This window comes from Candidatus Stoquefichus sp. SB1 (assembly GCF_001244545.1).
Lineage (GTDB): Bacteria > Bacillota_I > Bacilli_A > Erysipelotrichales > Coprobacillaceae > Stoquefichus.
Window position 1 is genome coordinate 193,673 of record NZ_LN852693.1, and the last position, 16,939, is coordinate 210,611.

Here is a 16,939-nt window from a genome sequence, read left to right on the forward strand (position 1 = left end):
AACTTGATGTGAAGTATGAGGGATGCCTGTTTGAAATCACAGGAGGAACAGTTGGAATAGATATCAATAACGACAGNATAAGCCCTCCTGCTATAATATGAGTACGGAAGTCTTCGAGGATAAAATGAATATACATGTCTGATGTATCTTTGTTTTGTCCTCTTTTCTTTCATGAAAGGAGATAACTATGCCTAAGATAACGATTTCATCTACCAGAGTCTATTATCATGAGTTATCCAATGATACTGCTCTCGCTATTCAAAATGACATATCACTCTATCAGTCAATGCTTCATAAGTCTTACAGAGAACTCTATCATAACAACAGCATCAACTCCAGATATCTGAAGGATATCTATCATACCAATGACTACTTTCCTTTAAGTGCTATCAGCGAGGCAAAGGGAATACTGAAGTCACAGAAGACCTGGCATCATAAGTTTATATCAATGAAAAAGAAGAAGCTGAAGAAGATTGAAAGGAAGATGAATCAGGAAGAAAAGTTTCTTAAACGGTATAAAATGACCAAGTCTACTCTTGTAGCGCTTTCTAAAGCGATTACTCATGGTGAAAGACTTCCACCTGTCTACAGATGCAGGGATATGAAGTGGTACAGTCGTGATCCTCTTCACTGCTACTATAGAAATCAGTATATGCTTCTCTATATATTTGAGGTTCAGCATCTCAATAAGCTGATGAAAGCAACACGTCATCGCATCAGGATGCTCAAGTACCGAAAGACAAGAATGGAGCATAAGATAGAAAAGCTTGAAAAGAGGATGAAGCAGATTCGTTTTCATAAAAACAGGTATATGAAGATAACAGGAAGAAGTCAGGGCAAATACTGCAACAATCTGTTCAAGTATGATCACGAAAAGAAGACAATGACATATATCGATACCTATCAGAGAAGACATGCCTTTTCACTTGACTTTCCCTATCGCAGGGAAGAACTGATAAGAGTACTGAATCTGAAGCATGCCACAAAGGGGAAGGCAGTGTGCTATACCCTGAAGGATAAAGGTGACTACTTCATTATCAGTGCAGCAATAGAACTTGATGTGAAGTATGAGGGATGCCTGTTTGAAATCACAGGAGGAACAGTTGGAATAGATATCAATAACGACAGGATATCATTAAGCGAGATAGACAGACAAGGGAATCTGATATACTGTCGTGATTTTCTATTTGACCTTAGCAGTAAGACATCAAGTCAAAGAAAATGGATTATAGAGAACACAGTGAAACAGGTCATCGGATACTGCAGAGAAGTCGGTAAGCCACTGATTATAGAGGAACTGAACTTTGAAAAGAAGAAAAAGGACTTTGAACTGTATAATCAGAATAAGCAGTATCAGAGAATGCTAAGTGAATTCTCATATCGAAAGATCATTGAAAAGCTATACAGTCGCTCATACAAAGAAAGAATAGGAATCAATGAAGTGAATCCGGCGTATACAAGTATCATAGGAAAGTTGAAATATGCCAGACAGAAGGGAATCAGCATAGATAAGGCAGCATCATATGTGATAGCCAGAAGAGGAATGGGATACAGTGAAAGACTGCCATTAAAACAGTATCAGCAAATCAACAAGCCACAACTTACAAGGTGGAGGAACTACAGTCAGCTAGCTGCAGAATGAGTCATAAAAAAATAGCCAGTTCATCATTATGGTTATGATATGAATCAGAGAAAGATTACATGGTCATAGTGAATGAAATGAACTGGCTATTGTATAAAAAGAACTATAGAACAGATTCTCGTCGTACTTACAGACAATGCGTTATCTGATAGACAGGAGGAAATGAGATATAGTTATATTCAGATGGTAAGAAACAATCTGGAGCCTGACTATTGGTCAGGTGGAATTATTGAAAATAATTCCCTTTCTTGTTTTATCATAGGTTTATAAAAATAAATGAATCAGCACTTGATAATAAGTGTAAACAAATTTTTGATATGGTTATGATATCATTGATAGAACTATCTAATAACTGTATAATACTCATATAAATTAGAAGTTGTAGGGAGGATATAAGATGAAAGACTTTGAAAGAATAAATTCATTATTTTCTCTATGTGGCTTAAACTGTGGGTTATGTTCAATGAAATTAAGTGGACATTGCGGTGGTTGTGGATTTGGAAATCAATCGTGTAAAATAGCAAAATGCAGTTTAGAACACAACAAAATTGAATACTGCTTTCAATGTGAAGAATACCCTTGCTCTAAATATGAAAGTATAGAGCTTTTTGATTCCTTTATCACACACAGGAATCAAAAAATAGATATGCTGAAAGCACAAAAAATTGGTATTGAATTTTACAATGCCGAACAAACCGAAAAGTCAAAGTTGCTCAATATACTTTTATCTAATTATAATTCTGGCCGTGAAAAAACACTTTATTGCCTTGCAGTCAATCTGTTTGAAGTAGATGAAATTAAAGAGGTTCTTGCGATGACTGAAAATAACACATATTTATGTGGGAAATCTGTTAAAGAAAAAGCCGATTATGTAAAAAAACAATTACAGGCATTGGCAGAAAAGAATGGTGTTGAGTTGAAGTTGCGAAAGAAATAAATTAGAATTTGGAGTGATAAAAATATTATGCAAACTATTCAACAACAGATCATAGAAGAAATCGCTGATTATTTGAAACCATACAAGGATGAATATACCAAACAACATTTTGAGTTCAAGATAACAGACTTTTGGTTAAGTGATAATATCTATCAAGTCGAAATAAATGGATATCATAAAGATAACTATGATACTGAACAACAAACAGCTTTTCTATTGCTGAGATTTTTTATAAATTTTGAATATAGACAAGTTCAGATAAGTAACATATTTTTACCAGATTTCTTAAGATATCAGGGGCTTGGTAAAAAACTAATTTACGTGATATTTACAATATCGAAAGAAGAACATTATGACCTTTTTATTGTTGATATGGTGAATAGTTTTTACCACAGAATGATAAAAAGAGGTGCACTGCCGTGTGATGATTGTGATGATGCTGTCCAGATTGTCAGCAATACAGAATTGATTTGATCTTCTATTTATTGTGATTTATCTTAGGATGATGATAGAAAAAAGTATACTATATGAAGTATTTGTGTAATCATAGACTTACTAGAGATAAATCACTTCTTGAATCTGCTTATGGATATAAGGATAAAGTCAAATATTTGATCTTCGTGTAGTACTAGACTTTTGGAATTATAAAATTTAAAATATTCCATACCTGCTTAAATAGATTTCATAGAATTATAAGATTTTTCAATCGGTAGTTAAGAATGTTTGAACACTACCAAACATTCGTATTCCTGCAAATCCTCAAGAAAAGCATAGTATCAAATTCAAGTATTAGAAGTTATACAGGCCGGTAAAATCAAGAATCTATGGAGATAAATAATATGCTAACGAAGGAAGCAACACCAGAAGATATTAAGAAATGGAAAAAAATATATAAAGTGCATCATTCTTCAATGTTTCCAAACAGGAAAATAGGAAGTGAAGTAGATAGTTATTTCAAGAGTAGGTATCCTTACCATGTATATAATAATACAAACTTCAAAAAAGCAGTTGAATCAAATATTATAGACAATGAGTATTCACGCTGTAAATTGCTTAATAAAATAAAACCAGATATCAAATGCTAATGTATAGGTGATATTTTGATTGGTATTGATTTAGTAAGTGGAGAGTTTCATGTGGAAAGTGAGGATATACAAAAGATCGTATCCATATATGATGATTTATTTGTGTATCGAGGATTAGATGAAGAAGACTTGAATAATTATTTTTTAGTTGCGGAATACATCAAACTAACACAAAAATAAATTAGAATTTGAGGAGGAGTTATCAATGGGATTGTTTTATGGCTTAAAAAAGGAAAAACTGACAAAGGAACAATGTGATAATTTATTAATTAAGCCTGATAAAGAATATTTAAAATCTCTTATTCAAGATGTAAATAAAAAGTTTGAACAATTTAAATATAGAGATATTGATGAAAATGATTGTGATATATTTTATATTCCAACAAAGAAATTAAGTTATATAGGACTTCAAAGCGGGTTATCAGAAGAAGCGAGATTAAAGAAAAATAACTTACAAAAAGTTACCAAAATTCGTTCTAATTGTAAAAATTATATTCGCTTAATAGAGAAAGATAATCAAATTATTAAAATTGAAAGTATCAAAAAAGGAACTATTGATTCCACATATCTTTCTTATTATGATAAAGGCTATCGCTATTTATTTCCGTACACAAAGACAGGTTATAGATATCCAACATATATTAGCGTAACATATTTTGAGAATGATCAAGTATCAGAGGAATATTTAGTTCAAAAGGACCAAATCGTTTATAGTCGATATAGTAAATGTGATGAAAGTAAAGTTGATTACTATTACATCAATTATGTACCTAATGGGAAATACCCTGTTATAGAAGAAAAGATTGGGTATTATTTACTTGATTCTTTAGAATATGTAGAAAAGGAATATTATGTTTGGATTCAAGATAGACAGCCATAAGTCCCAGCTTAAATAATAATGTTGTTTTAGAAAATATATTTAGCGAGGAGAAAAAATGGAAAAGAAGTTATCTGAAATGAGTTTAGAGGCATTATGGAAACTCTTTCCTATCTGTTTGAGTGAGCATCAACCTTATTGGAAAGAATGGTATACTGATGAAGAAAACTTTTTGAAAAACAGAATTTTAGGAATAGAATGAATAAGCCATATTGGAAGTACGGCAATTTGCTCAATTTATGCAAAACCAATTATTGATATTCTTGTAGAGATTTCAAAAGATTATAAATTATCAGACTATAAAAAAGTGATTATGAAAAATGGCTATATTTGTATGTCTGAAACTTCTGATCGGATATCTTTTGACAAGGGATATACAGAAAAAGGATTTGCGAAGAGAGTGTTTCACCTTCACTTAAGATATATGAAAGATAATGATGAGTTATATTTTAGAGATTATCTCATTGAGCATACTGATATTGCTATTACGTACGAGAAATTGAAATTAGAATTATGGAAAAAATATGAATTCGATAGGAATGAAAGAAGTTGTGTTTTATAGTTTAAAAGGGGAAATAAAGGATTGAGAAGAACTGAGTGACGATGCAATCGCAAAGTGCAATGGAATGAAAGTAAGGTGCTGGTTAAAAGATAATTTACAGAGAGTTGGTTTCGCTGATGTTTTTCGAACGCATGATGATAACGGATATGATGATATGATAAAAAATTATATCTTTTTGTGGACTTTCGATAATTTGGATGAGGATAATCATCAATTGGTGGGAGATGCCAATTCTAAATATGATCAAACATTTATTAAGGTTTATATAGCGGAAATTGAAAAAATTGAGGCTATCTTCTATAGCAATCCTAGATGGAGGGCAAAGCTGACAAACCTTTTTCAGTTTGATTAAATTGTGCATGAAAAAACAGTGAATTCACTGTTTTTGTTGTACTATTAAATTTTAGTACCATCTTCAAAACTCAAAGTAGGAATGATATTTTGCTCCTAAAGCCTCTACTATTTGGCTTAGTTCCTCATCAGTAAATGTCCTACGTTTTAATTTCTGATTAAAATTTGCTGGTGTTGTCCCAATGCGTATGGCTAATTTCCTTTACGAAGTGCCAGCAAGGGCAATTGCAACTTTAATTTGTTTTTCACTTGGCATATCTACATCACCGTTCCATCTTGTAACTTTATGAAAGATAATAAGAAGACAGAGAATTATGAACTCGGATTAAGAGAACGCATTGTGACATAGCGACACTTATCTGGGCTTTTTTTATCTTTTCAGATATGGAAAAGTAGTTAAAATGCTTGATAAAGAATTTCAAAATATTATAATGATATTTGTAAATACTAAATAAGGGTTTAAAAATATTGTTAGGAGGCTGTTATGTATCAAATTACAAAAGCGTATGAGTTATTGTCTGTGGGGTCAAAGGGAACATCTCTTTATGCCCGTTGGGCAAATCAGTGTGAAATAGGATATCCAGAACTCATAGTTCTTTATGCCCTGAACGCAAAGAACAGACTTACTCAAAAGACAATCACAGAAGAATTCGGGCTGATAAAAGCGACAGTAAGTACAGTAATACGTGATTTGAAGAAGAGAGGGCTTATTGTTCTTGAAGCAAGCAAAGAAGATAGAAGAGAAAAACTGGTTGTTTTTACAGAAGACGGAAAAAAGTATGCGGAAAATATCGTACGGCCATTATTGGAAACAGAAGAACGTATTACAAAAAAAATAGGTGATGAACGAATAGAACAGATTATAGACACACTGGATCTTTTTAATATTTTGTTTGAAAAAGAGCTAAAAGTGGTGCATAAGAAATGAGAGAAAGTATGGTAGTGATAGAGACACCCTAATATTTAAGAGAAATGATGTAATGACAAAAAAATGAAAGCGAGAGGAAATTAGTGATGAAATCAGTTTTACTTATAGGACAATCAAATATGGCAGGACGTGGGTTTTTGAATGAGGTTACGCCGATTTATAATGAAAACATTTTTATGCTAAGAAACGGCAGATGGCAAATGATGACAGAACCTATACACTTTGACAGGTCAGTTGCTGGTGTTGGACCAGCGGCTTCCTTTGCACAGGCATGGTGTAACGCAAATAAGGATGAACAAATTGGACTTATCCCTTGTGCGGAAGGAGGAAGTTCCATTGATGAATGGAATAAAGAAGGTGCTTTATTTCGTCATGCTGTTAGTGAAGCAAAATTCGCTATGGAAAACAGTGAATTGATTGCAATTTTGTGGCATCAAGGAGAAAGTGACGGTCGTAGCGAAAAATACAAAAATTATTATCAAAAACTTAATGTTTTAGTTAATTCATTCAGAAAAGAACTGGGAACTTTGGAAATTCCGTTCATTGTTGGCGGTTTGGGAGATTATTTAGGTAAATCTGGATTTGGAAAAAGTTGTGTAGAGTATGATTTAATTAACAAAGAATTACATGAATATGCCGAAAATAATAAGAATTGTTATTTTGTAACAGGGGAAAAACTATACTCTAATCCAGATGGTATCCATATTAATGCGGAGTCTCAAAGAAGATTTGGCATTAGATATTTTGAAGCTTATCAGACCAAATCCAATATCATCGAGCCATTAGAGAATGAAGTGAATATAGTAAAGGAATTGTGTGAAAGAGAATACACTATTGCGGAGAAAAGATACATAACACTAGAACAATTTACCTTAGGAAAAGGTTCTATGGAAGAAGTAATGAATTTTTTAAAGTAAAAGATATAACTTCTAGTTTATATAGGAAACAAGCTGAAAATCTCATAAACTGCTGGAGTGAACTTTATAAGCTCCCGTTATCTAATAGGTGAAATATTTGCCTTAAATCTTTTTAAAACAAAATCACAACTTGAAACATTTGGAACTTTTGCTGAAATTCTAATCATTATTGGAATAATTATCACAATTACCCTTACAAAGATATTAGCAGTTACTACAGTGCAATTGATAATAATACTTACTTTTGGTAGTTTTGTATGGGATTTGGTATCATTCTAAAAATTAGAAAAGCGATTATTGCGTTTGAAGATTAATAAATCATGATCTAATTAGTTCAACTATTGAATAAAGCATATGTTACTATACGAAAGTGCTTTGTAATACTATGAGAAAGAAGGCATCGAAAATCAGTATGGATGACTTAAAAATCAATGTCTGAATTATTTAGCTGTAAGCGTAGATAATACTTCACTTCATTAAAAAATATTTAAAGAGCATGAATCAGAAAAAGAAGCAGTTACCGAGGAATACTCGACAACTGCTTCTGATGGTAAAAAATACAGCATGAAATACTATAAATTTAGGAAGATTGCTCAATAAGAATAGATAAATCATATCATGTAGGTGTTGAGGGTATGAAAGAGCATATTACAGCCGTAAGACAAACATATCCAGACTTGAAAATGACAATAATTCGACAGTATAGTGATGGAGATTATATTATTTCTGAATTTATCGCAGAAGGAACACATAAAGGCAAATGGCTAGGAATGAAACCAACTGGAAAGAAATTAACTTTTACAGGAGTAGATGTAGATAAAGTTATTGATGGAAAAATTGTTGAGCATAGCGGTGCTATGAATACTTTTGAAACATTGTTTGAAGAAGAAATTATCAAACCCGCATAGCAATAAATCCCAGTTTGTCTATGAGTGCTATATTATGGAGGTTGAAGAATGAGTAGAATTACAGATGAAATTCAGCGTGCAAAGGTTAATAAGATAGTGGTACCTACTGAACTCAATGATCATGATATTATCAGAGGAGTATATGGTATTTTCACTAAAAAAGATGATTAAAGCATATATATTTACATTGGCAGAACCATTATTCGAGTTTTGGAGAGAGTTGATTATATTGGTGACAACTTTTATTGTGATACAAGTATATTTTGTAAAGAGAATAAGGACAATTAAAATAATTTGTTTAGAAAAATGGAGAAAACAGTTTGGTTAAATTATTTAAAAGTATAAAATTGTTTAGAATCAATTGAGGGGATGATATTTATGGATGAACAGTTATTTAAAATATTGAAAAAGATCTACAATAAAAAAAGATATATCAAGGATGAAAAAGGTAAATATATTGCTATAGAAAATGGAGATATATTTGATAGTACAACATGTAAGACAATATATTCAACAGATATTCTTTCGTCTAAAGAAATGCTGTATTTAAATCAGAGTGGCTATGTAGTAAATGAGATTGTATATGCTACACATGATGAGACAATCCATAAATTAAAAGAGATTATTCAACATCCTCATTTATCATTAGATAATCTATTAACTGCATACATTGCAGGATTCGGTAGTTTTCCAAGAGGGAGGCAACCTATATTAAGTTATTTGTTTGCAAGGGCTGTTCCTATTCACACGTTTTGTAAATCATCTAATGGTAACATTTGTGAAATTTGTAGTTTAGAGAAGGAATATTGGGTTCAAAAAGGAGAAGAAATATTCCGAAATTACTGGGGTTATTCATGGAATGAAATACCTTCTACTTTTTATTATGATTTAGTTGAATTTTCTAAATTAGATCCTATAATTGCCACAGAAGAGGATTATCGTATTTTTTATTCAGTAATTGATATGATACGTCATGCACCAAAAGGAGAAACGCCTGGACAGTTAGAACAAAGAATAAAAAAAGCAAAACTTATTCTTAAATGTGAAAAATATAGACTACGAGGACAGCTCATGACTTTAGCTGAACTTGGAGTGATGCCTAACCAATATATACCACCCTTGTTTGATGAGTTTACAGACTCTAAGACCTATTATAAAGTTAATAAGAAGATTCATGGTAGTCCTCGCTCAGACATAGTTCTTCCATTAAGCGCATGGCGTGGTGAGAATGGTATTTGTGAAAAAAGATTTGAGGAATTATTTGGAACGAGATAAAATCATTTTATGATTGATATATATTTTTTACTAATGTGAAAGAACTGTTTAATTAGGGGCAAATCTCAACATTTTCTTAGAATTAATTATAGTTGTTGAAAATATGTCTTAGATTGCCTTAATAACAAAGCTATTGTATAGAGTCATTTAATGCAATATAATATACTTATAAAAAGAAATGAGGTGCAAAAGAATGTGTGGAGGAATTATTGCTCAAAAGATTGTAATCGCCCATGTTAATCAATAATAATCAAATTAACATGGGAGGAAAGAGAAAATGAAAGAAAATAAATATGATAATGAAGCCTTTTTTAAAAAATATAGTGAAATGAATAGATCACAGAATGGTCTAAAAGGAGCAGGAGAATGGTCAGAACTGCAAAAAGTTTTACCTGATTTTAATGGAAAATATGTTCTTGATTTAGGATGTGGCTATGGATGGCATTGCATGTACGCTGCTCAAAATGGTGCTAAATATGTTTTAGGTACTGATATATCACAAAAGATGTTAGATATTGCTTTAAAGAAAAATCATCATCCAAATATTGAATATCAGTGTATAGCAATGGAAGATATACAGGGCTTAGAAAACAGTTTTGATATTGTTTTAAGTTCACTTGCTTTTCATTATGTTTTTGATTATGAACAGTTGATCCAAAACATACATGGCTGGTTAAAACGATTAGGATATCTTGTGTTTTCTGTAGAACATCCAGTATTTACTGCCCAAGGAAAACAAGACTGGTATTATGATGACGATGGGAATATTATGCATTTTCCTGTTGATCATTATTTTTATGAAGGAGTCCGTCATGCTCAGTTTTTAGGTGAAGAGGTCATAAAGTACCATCGAACTTTAACAACGTATTTCAATACACTGTTAGTGAATGGTTTTGAAATATTAAATATTATTGAACCACAACCACCAAAAGATATGATGAATATTGAAGGTATGCAAGATGAAATGCGAAGACCAATGATGCTTATTGTTTTAGCACAAAAGAAATAACAATGAAAGATATCACAAATGATATCTTTTTATATGGATTTTTGCACCAAATTTTGTTAAAATGTGACAGATGATTGAGGAGGGAATGCATATGACGAGTTTTGCTATGATTCCTATTATTGCGTTAATTTTATATTTATTTTTATTTATATCGCTTTTAGTTGTCAAAAAGAATGAAACAATACATTCTTTTATGAAATTACTTTTGGTTATGATTGCATGGACAGCAGGATCGTTTTGTATGCGATTAGGTTTGTTTCCTTCTATTGAATTTTGGTTCCATTTTTCATTAATTGGTATCTTATTGTTTTTACCAATTTTATCTTGTTTTATAAAAAAATACTTAAATTTAAAACAATCCTATTTTCAACAAGGTATTGTTGTAATCATTGTTATATTATGGGCTGTTAATTGCTTTTATCCAATTTTTATAGAAACACCCCAACTTATCAATGGAAAGTATGTTTATCAATTTTCCTGGTCAATATTGGTTTTATTTTTGGTTTTAATGATTTCTTTATTACAACTTATTTATAGAATTTATATGGCTAAGAAAAAAAGAATGATTGATTTAAAACAGCTTGTTCCTATTTTTGTAGGTTTATCATTTTTATTAGCTGGTCATTTGTGTTTATTGATTCCTTTTTTTAGTGGTTTTCCAATTGATGTATTGAGTGGTATCCCAATGGCCATTTGTTTATTCTCTGCATTATATAAGGAAAGATTATTTCAATTAAATCTTTTGGTTTCACGAGTTAGTTGTTATTATATTTCAACAATTATTGTTATGCTTCTTTTTTATGAAATTATTCCACTATTAGAAAAATCAATTAAAAATGCCATAGCCATAACTGATACTCAAGTAACACTCTTTATTTCTTTGATTGTTATGATTGTGACAATCTTAACATATAGTCTTTTACATCATTTGTTTGATTATGTTTTTGGAAAAACAGAAGTTATTCAAAGTCAATGTTTGAGTTTGTTTACAAAGCATGTTTCCCAATTAATGAGATTAAATGAAATTGTTGATGAATTAGATATGGCATTAAAAAATGGACTGCAAGTTGAAGAAACATATATTTATTTTCATGATGGAGATCGTTATGTTTTAAAAAATAAAGATTTATCGATGGAAATTCAATTCAATGATCAGTTATTACAACTTTTTTATCAAAAAGATTATTGTCTTATGATGAAAGAATGCTCTTTTTATATGGAAGATTCCATACTTCAATGGATGCAACAACATCATATAGAATGTTTGTTTTTAATTAGTGATAATAAAAAGAATATAGGTCTTATTGCTTTGCCTAAAAAAATATCAAAAGAAAAATATACATATAAAGATATAAGTTTTTTAAAGTCACTGTGCTCAGTTGGAATGATTGCTATTGACAATGCTGAACTTTATGAGCAGACTTATTTAGAAGCGAGAAAAGATTATTTGACAGGTGTCGCAAATCGTCGGAGATTATTTGAGGTTTTGGAAGCTTGTGCGCATCAACAATTATTTGCTTTTGGTTCTTTTGTTATGGTGAGTGTGGATGATTTTAAACTCTATAATCAATTATATGGTGATGAAGCCGGGAATGTTGCTTTAAAAAAAATTGCGCAGACTATCCAAATGTGTATAGGGGTAGATGATTTAGTGGCAAGATATAGCAGCAAGGTCTTTGCCGTTATTTTACCTGGGAAGACAGCACAGCAGGCTTATGATATTGCTGAAAAATTTTCTTATAAAATTACCCAATTAAACAAGGGACATGGTGAGGAAGCAATGAAGGTTTTAACTGTGAGTTGTGGTATTTCTTGTGGTGATTGTATTGATGATGGTTTTGAAAAAGTGTTGCATCAGGCTGATGAGGCTCTTTATTATGCAAAACAGATTGGAAAAAACAGAATTGAAATTTATAATAAGGGGAAAATACAAAAAACTTCTTTGGAACTTACTCATTCATCATCTTATATGTCCACTGTCTATGCATTGACAGCGGCTATCGATGCAAAAGATCATTACACCTTTAGTCATTCTGAAAATGTTGCTTATTACGCACAAGAACTTGCCAAAGCTTATGGAATGAACGAAGAAGGGACGCATATTGTCTATGAGGCTGGTTTATTACATGATATTGGTAAGATTGGAATTGATGAAAGTATTTTAAATAAGCCTGGAAAATTAAGTCCAGAAGAATATGAGGAAATGAAGAAACATGTCGAATTATCAATTGGCATTATTCGTCATCTGCCTTCATTAGATTATGTTATTCCAGCAGTGATTGGACATCATGAACGTTATGATGGAAATGGCTATCCTCGCAGAATATCCGGTCAGAATATTCCTTTAATGGCACGTATTTTGACGATTGCTGACTCTTTTGATGCAATGATATCAAAACGTTCTTATAAACCTAAAATGAGTGTTGAAAAAGCTTTATTAATTTTAGAAAAAGAAGCAGGACATCAATTTGATCCTCAACTTGTTGAAGTTTTTATCAAGATGGTGAAAAATAAAGAGATTGATATAAAATAATAAGAAATGTTTTTATAAAAATAAGCATAAAAAGGTGTACAAGCTTAGGCAATTGTTATATAGTATTAAAAGTATAATTAAAAATCAATCAGGAGGTTGAAAAATGATTGAAATATTGAAAGCTATCTTATTTGGTATCGTTGAAGGTATTACAGAATGGTTACCAATTAGTAGTACGGGACATATGATTTTATTAGATGAATTTATAAAATTAGATGTGAGTGCAGATTTTTATAGTATGTTTCAGGTTGTCATTCAATTAGGTGCTATTATGGCTGTTGTTGTTTTGTTTTGGAATGATTTCTTTCCATTTGGAAAGAAAAACAATAAACAACCTATGTCACAAACAGGAATTTTATCATTTGTAAAAATGGATAAGATTATCTTATGGTTCAAAATACTTGTGGCATGTGTTCCAGCTGCTATTGTTGGAATCTTGTTTGATGAACAGTTAGAGGCTTTGTTTTATAATTATCAGACAGTATCTATTGCTTTGATTGTTTTTGGGATTGCCTTTATTGTTATTGAGAATCGTAATCAGGGACGTCAATCACATATTAATACTTTAACTGATCTCACTTTTAACACAGCTTTTTTAATTGGGATTTTCCAACTTATTGCAGCTGTTTTTCCAGGGACATCACGTTCGGGTGCTACAATTGTTGGAGCTTTATTATTAGGAGTCTCTAGAACCGTTGCTGCTGAATTTACGTTCTTTTTAGCAATTCCAGTTATGTTTGGTGCTTCTTTGCTAAAAATTGTTAAATTTGGTTTTGTTTTTACAAGTCAGGAATTGATTATTTTGGTGATTGGAATGATTGTTGCGTTTATTGTTTCAGTCTTAATTATTCAATTTTTGATGAGTTATATTAAAAAACATGATTTTAAAGTTTTTGGATGGTATCGTATTGTTTTAGGATTAATTGTTTTAGGATATTTTATATTTTTAGGCTAACACGATAAATAATCGTGTTTCTTTTTTTATAAATCATGTAAAATAAAAGAAGGAGGGAATAAGTTATGGCTAAATATGTTAAAGAATTTGAAGGTGATTATGATCAATTTATTGATTATTTAAAAAAACGTATTCTTGAGGGAAGTCTATCTGTTAATCTTGAAGAATCACAAAAAACAGTTATTAATGATGTCACATGTACAGTTCTTGTTTATGAACGATATAGTTATTCAGGGGGTAATCGTGTGAGCATGAATATTACTATATTAGGATATCAGAAGCATATTCATATAATAGGGGTGAGTGCTGGTGGGAGTCAAGCGACTTTTTTTAAGATAAATACATTTGGTGAGGAGAGTTTTTTAAAGACGTTGATTTATCCAGTCGAAGAATATATTGAAAAGTTTACAAAACATGCGAAAGGAATTTAAAATGATAAAAGAACAATTTCAACAATCATATCAACAAATCAATCAAAAATGTATACAACTTCAAAAACAATCTAATCAGTTTGCGTTTATGCGCTTTGGAATAATTGTTTTGATGATTGTCTGTTTGTTAGTTGGATATTTTCAAACAAAACCATTTTTATATATTTTTTCAATACTTGGTATTTTTGTATTTGTTTTTATGGTTTATCATCACAATCACATTAAAAAAGAATTGTTATATCAACAAGCTCTGTGTTTAACATATCAAAATCATCTTAAAAGAATTAATAATCAATGGCATGAATTGATAGATACAGGTGATGAATTTATTGATGAGAAAAGTTATAAAGCTATTGATTTAGATATCTTTGGGAAACACTCTTTATTTCAGATGATAAATGTTTCTTTTACCCAAAAAGGCAAAGAGACACTTGCTGCGCTTTTAAATGATGATCATTCAATTGATAATGTGTTAATGCATCAACAAGCAGTACAGGAGTTAGCTTTGCATGAAGATTTTGTTTTAAAATTAGAAACATTAGGCAAAATGATTCCCCATCAAAAAGAAAAAATCATTAAACGTTGGCAAGAAGAAAGTTGTCATCTCAACATTTCATCAATAACACCACTTATTTTTATTGTTTCATTGCTGACCTGTTTAGGTTTAATAGGGGTGTGCTTTTCAATTGCTATGCCTTATAGTCAAGTTGTCTTAGAAATTGGCGCTGTTTTTCAGTTAGGATTTGCATTTTTATATATTAAAAAACATCAGGAATTATTCGAACCCATTGTCTATTTAGGAAAAGGTTTAGAAAGTTATGCACATATTTATGCACATATTCACAATCAAACATTTCAATGTGCATATCTTCAAGAATTGCAAACACAAATTTGTATTGAGGGTCGTGCTTGTGAAGGAATTGAAAAACTTTTAAAAATATCTCAGAGAGTGAATTATCGTCAAAATATTTTTGCCTTTGTTATTTTGAATGCATTTGGCATGTTTGATTTTGTAGTTAGAAATCAATATGCAAAATGGCTCAATGATTATGGTTCATCTATTCAAACATGGTTTGATGGGTTGGCAAAGCTTGAAGCTTTGATGAGTTTAAGTGTATTGAAAATTGATGATTTTCAAGTTAGTGTTCCACATATATGTCATGAAAAAACTTTATCTTTTCAAAACGTTAGACATCCTTTGATTGCTAGTGATAAAGTTGTTGGTAATGATTTTGTGATGGATGAATCATTGTGTATGATTACAGGATCGAATATGTCAGGGAAAACGACTTTTATGCGTACAGTCGGTCTGAATTTAATTCTGGCATATGCTGGTGGTTATGTTTTTGCTGATGAAATGGCATGTTCATGTATGCATATTATGACTTCTATGCGTGTTAAGGATAATGTTGAAGAGGGTATTTCTACTTTCTATGGTGAATTGTTAAGAATTAAAGATATGATAGAATATGCTAAAAAGAAAGAACCAATGATATGCTTTATTGATGAAATCTTTAAAGGAACAAACTCACTAGATCGTATTGCGGGCGCACAGGCAACGATAAAAAAATTATCATTACCTTATGCCTATACCTTTTTAACAACACATGATTTAGAGTTAAGTCATATGAAAGCACAGAATTATCATTTTGATGAATATTATCAAGATGAACAAATATGTTTTGATTATCGTATTAAAAAAGGACCATCGCAAACAACAAATGGACAATTTTTATTAAGACAATTAGGTATTTTGGATGATTTTATTTCATAAGATATAATCGTTCTTTGACTTAAGGATTTACATTTTTATGAAATTGGTATAGACTTTATGCATCAAAAGAAAATCTATACCAAAAGAATAGGGGGAATAGTTATGGAAGAAAAAACAATGCGTGATATGTTACATTTGACTTTTGGTGAGGAAGTTGGAAATGCTGTTAGTCATGGGGTTATGGCACTTTTATGCTTAGGTTTTTTACCGTTTTCAGCAGTTTACTCTTATTTGCGTGGTGGGATAGTTCGCTCTGTAGGTGTTTCTATCTTTATTATATGCTTGTTTTTGATGTTTTTAATTTCAACCATTTATCATAGTATGGATTATGCTACAGAACAAAAATATGTTTTTAGAAAACTTGATCATATTTGTATTTATTTAGCCATTGCTGGAAGCTATACGCCAATTGCTTTGTGTGTTGTCAAAGGTTGGGTTGGTATCCTGATTTTGGTTTTAGAATGGGGTGCTGTTTTGGCTGGAATTCTCTTGAAATCCATTTCTAAGAAGTCTTATCCAGTTCTTTCAACAACAATATATCTGGTCATGGGATGGACTGCTGTTTTCTTTATTCAGCCTTTATTAAATCATGCTTCACTTCTTTTTTTAGCATTGATTGTTTTAGGTGGTGTTATGTATTCAGCAGGGGTATTCTTTTATTCAAAGCATAAAAAGTATTTTCATTTTATTTGGCATTTGTTTATTAATGTAGCAAGTATTCTGCATTTTATAGCCATAGTCTTTTATATGTAAAA

Annotated in this window: 20 protein-coding genes; all 20 read left to right on the top strand. The window is 31.0% G+C overall.

The window, feature by feature from the left end; translation table 11 throughout:
• Nucleotides 1-187: 187 nt before the first annotated feature.
• Nucleotides 188-1,642, top strand: a complete 1,455-nt coding sequence (locus tag BN1865_RS02040) for an IS200/IS605 family accessory protein TnpB-related protein (RefSeq protein ID WP_050635598.1) — start codon at nucleotides 188-190, stop codon at nucleotides 1,640-1,642.
• A 397-nt stretch (nucleotides 1,643-2,039) separates the two neighbouring features.
• Entirely contained in the window at nucleotides 2,040-2,579 is a 540-nt protein-coding gene (locus BN1865_RS02045; RefSeq protein WP_050635599.1) for a DUF3795 domain-containing protein, read from the top strand.
• Between the two features lie 27 nt (nucleotides 2,580-2,606).
• Complete coding sequence (locus tag BN1865_RS02050; protein WP_050635600.1) at nucleotides 2,607-3,053, top strand: hypothetical protein; 447 nt, start codon at nucleotides 2,607-2,609, stop codon at nucleotides 3,051-3,053.
• Between the two features lie 365 nt (nucleotides 3,054-3,418).
• Nucleotides 3,419-3,664 (top strand): hypothetical protein, encoded by a 246-nt coding sequence (locus tag BN1865_RS18540; protein ID WP_050635601.1) that lies wholly within the window; start codon nucleotides 3,419-3,421, stop codon nucleotides 3,662-3,664.
• A 15-nt stretch (nucleotides 3,665-3,679) separates the two neighbouring features.
• Nucleotides 3,680-3,844, top strand: coding sequence for a hypothetical protein (locus BN1865_RS18545; RefSeq protein WP_198527223.1), 165 nt, complete (start codon nucleotides 3,680-3,682; stop codon nucleotides 3,842-3,844).
• 25 nt (nucleotides 3,845-3,869) lie between these two features.
• Nucleotides 3,870-4,544, top strand: coding sequence for a hypothetical protein (locus tag BN1865_RS02060; RefSeq protein WP_050635602.1), 675 nt, complete (start codon nucleotides 3,870-3,872; stop codon nucleotides 4,542-4,544).
• 55 nt (nucleotides 4,545-4,599) lie between these two features.
• On the top strand, nucleotides 4,600-4,743 hold the full coding sequence (locus BN1865_RS18550) for a hypothetical protein (protein ID WP_198527224.1): 144 nt from the start codon (nucleotides 4,600-4,602) through the stop codon (nucleotides 4,741-4,743).
• Nucleotides 4,744-4,752: 9 nt separating this feature from the next.
• Nucleotides 4,753-5,103 carry a GrpB family protein gene (locus tag BN1865_RS02065; RefSeq protein WP_255351748.1) on the top strand — a complete coding sequence of 117 codons (351 nt, stop codon included), beginning with the start codon at nucleotides 4,753-4,755 and terminating at the stop codon, nucleotides 5,101-5,103.
• A gap of 64 nt (nucleotides 5,104-5,167) precedes the next feature.
• Nucleotides 5,168-5,455: a hypothetical protein gene (locus tag BN1865_RS02070; RefSeq protein ID WP_050635603.1), complete on the top strand. Its 288-nt coding sequence runs from the start codon at nucleotides 5,168-5,170 to the stop codon at nucleotides 5,453-5,455.
• Nucleotides 5,456-5,938: 483 nt separating this feature from the next.
• On the top strand, nucleotides 5,939-6,382 hold the full coding sequence (locus BN1865_RS02075; RefSeq protein ID WP_050635604.1) for a MarR family winged helix-turn-helix transcriptional regulator: 444 nt from the start codon (nucleotides 5,939-5,941) through the stop codon (nucleotides 6,380-6,382).
• 86 nt (nucleotides 6,383-6,468) lie between these two features.
• Nucleotides 6,469-7,299: a sialate O-acetylesterase gene (locus BN1865_RS02080; protein WP_050635605.1), complete on the top strand. Its 831-nt coding sequence runs from the start codon at nucleotides 6,469-6,471 to the stop codon at nucleotides 7,297-7,299.
• A gap of 602 nt (nucleotides 7,300-7,901) precedes the next feature.
• On the top strand, nucleotides 7,902-8,207 hold the full coding sequence (locus tag BN1865_RS02085) for an ester cyclase (protein ID WP_445082201.1): 306 nt from the start codon (nucleotides 7,902-7,904) through the stop codon (nucleotides 8,205-8,207).
• A gap of 48 nt (nucleotides 8,208-8,255) precedes the next feature.
• On the top strand, nucleotides 8,256-8,378 hold the full coding sequence (locus tag BN1865_RS18905; RefSeq protein WP_255351746.1) for a hypothetical protein: 123 nt from the start codon (nucleotides 8,256-8,258) through the stop codon (nucleotides 8,376-8,378).
• A gap of 207 nt (nucleotides 8,379-8,585) precedes the next feature.
• Nucleotides 8,586-9,482, top strand: coding sequence for a hypothetical protein (locus tag BN1865_RS02090; RefSeq protein ID WP_050635606.1), 897 nt, complete (start codon nucleotides 8,586-8,588; stop codon nucleotides 9,480-9,482).
• A gap of 277 nt (nucleotides 9,483-9,759) precedes the next feature.
• On the top strand, nucleotides 9,760-10,491 hold the full coding sequence (locus tag BN1865_RS02095) for a class I SAM-dependent methyltransferase (protein WP_050635607.1): 732 nt from the start codon (nucleotides 9,760-9,762) through the stop codon (nucleotides 10,489-10,491).
• A gap of 91 nt (nucleotides 10,492-10,582) precedes the next feature.
• On the top strand, nucleotides 10,583-13,024 hold the full coding sequence (locus tag BN1865_RS02100; protein WP_050635608.1) for an HD domain-containing phosphohydrolase: 2,442 nt from the start codon (nucleotides 10,583-10,585) through the stop codon (nucleotides 13,022-13,024).
• Nucleotides 13,025-13,127: 103 nt separating this feature from the next.
• The gene (locus BN1865_RS02105) at nucleotides 13,128-13,979 is read left to right on the top strand and encodes an undecaprenyl-diphosphate phosphatase (protein WP_050635609.1); all 852 of its coding nucleotides are present in this window, start codon (nucleotides 13,128-13,130) and stop codon (nucleotides 13,977-13,979) included.
• Between the two features lie 65 nt (nucleotides 13,980-14,044).
• A complete protein-coding gene (locus BN1865_RS02110; protein WP_050635610.1) occupies nucleotides 14,045-14,410 on the top strand; it encodes a DUF6054 family protein in 366 nt (121 codons plus the stop codon).
• A gap of 1 nt (nucleotide 14,411) precedes the next feature.
• Nucleotides 14,412-16,184, top strand: a complete 1,773-nt coding sequence (locus tag BN1865_RS02115; protein ID WP_050635611.1) for a MutS-related protein — start codon at nucleotides 14,412-14,414, stop codon at nucleotides 16,182-16,184.
• Nucleotides 16,185-16,286: 102 nt separating this feature from the next.
• The gene (gene trhA / locus BN1865_RS02120; RefSeq protein WP_050635612.1) at nucleotides 16,287-16,937 is read left to right on the top strand and encodes a PAQR family membrane homeostasis protein TrhA; all 651 of its coding nucleotides are present in this window, start codon (nucleotides 16,287-16,289) and stop codon (nucleotides 16,935-16,937) included.
• The last annotated feature ends 2 nt before the right edge of the window (nucleotides 16,938-16,939 follow it).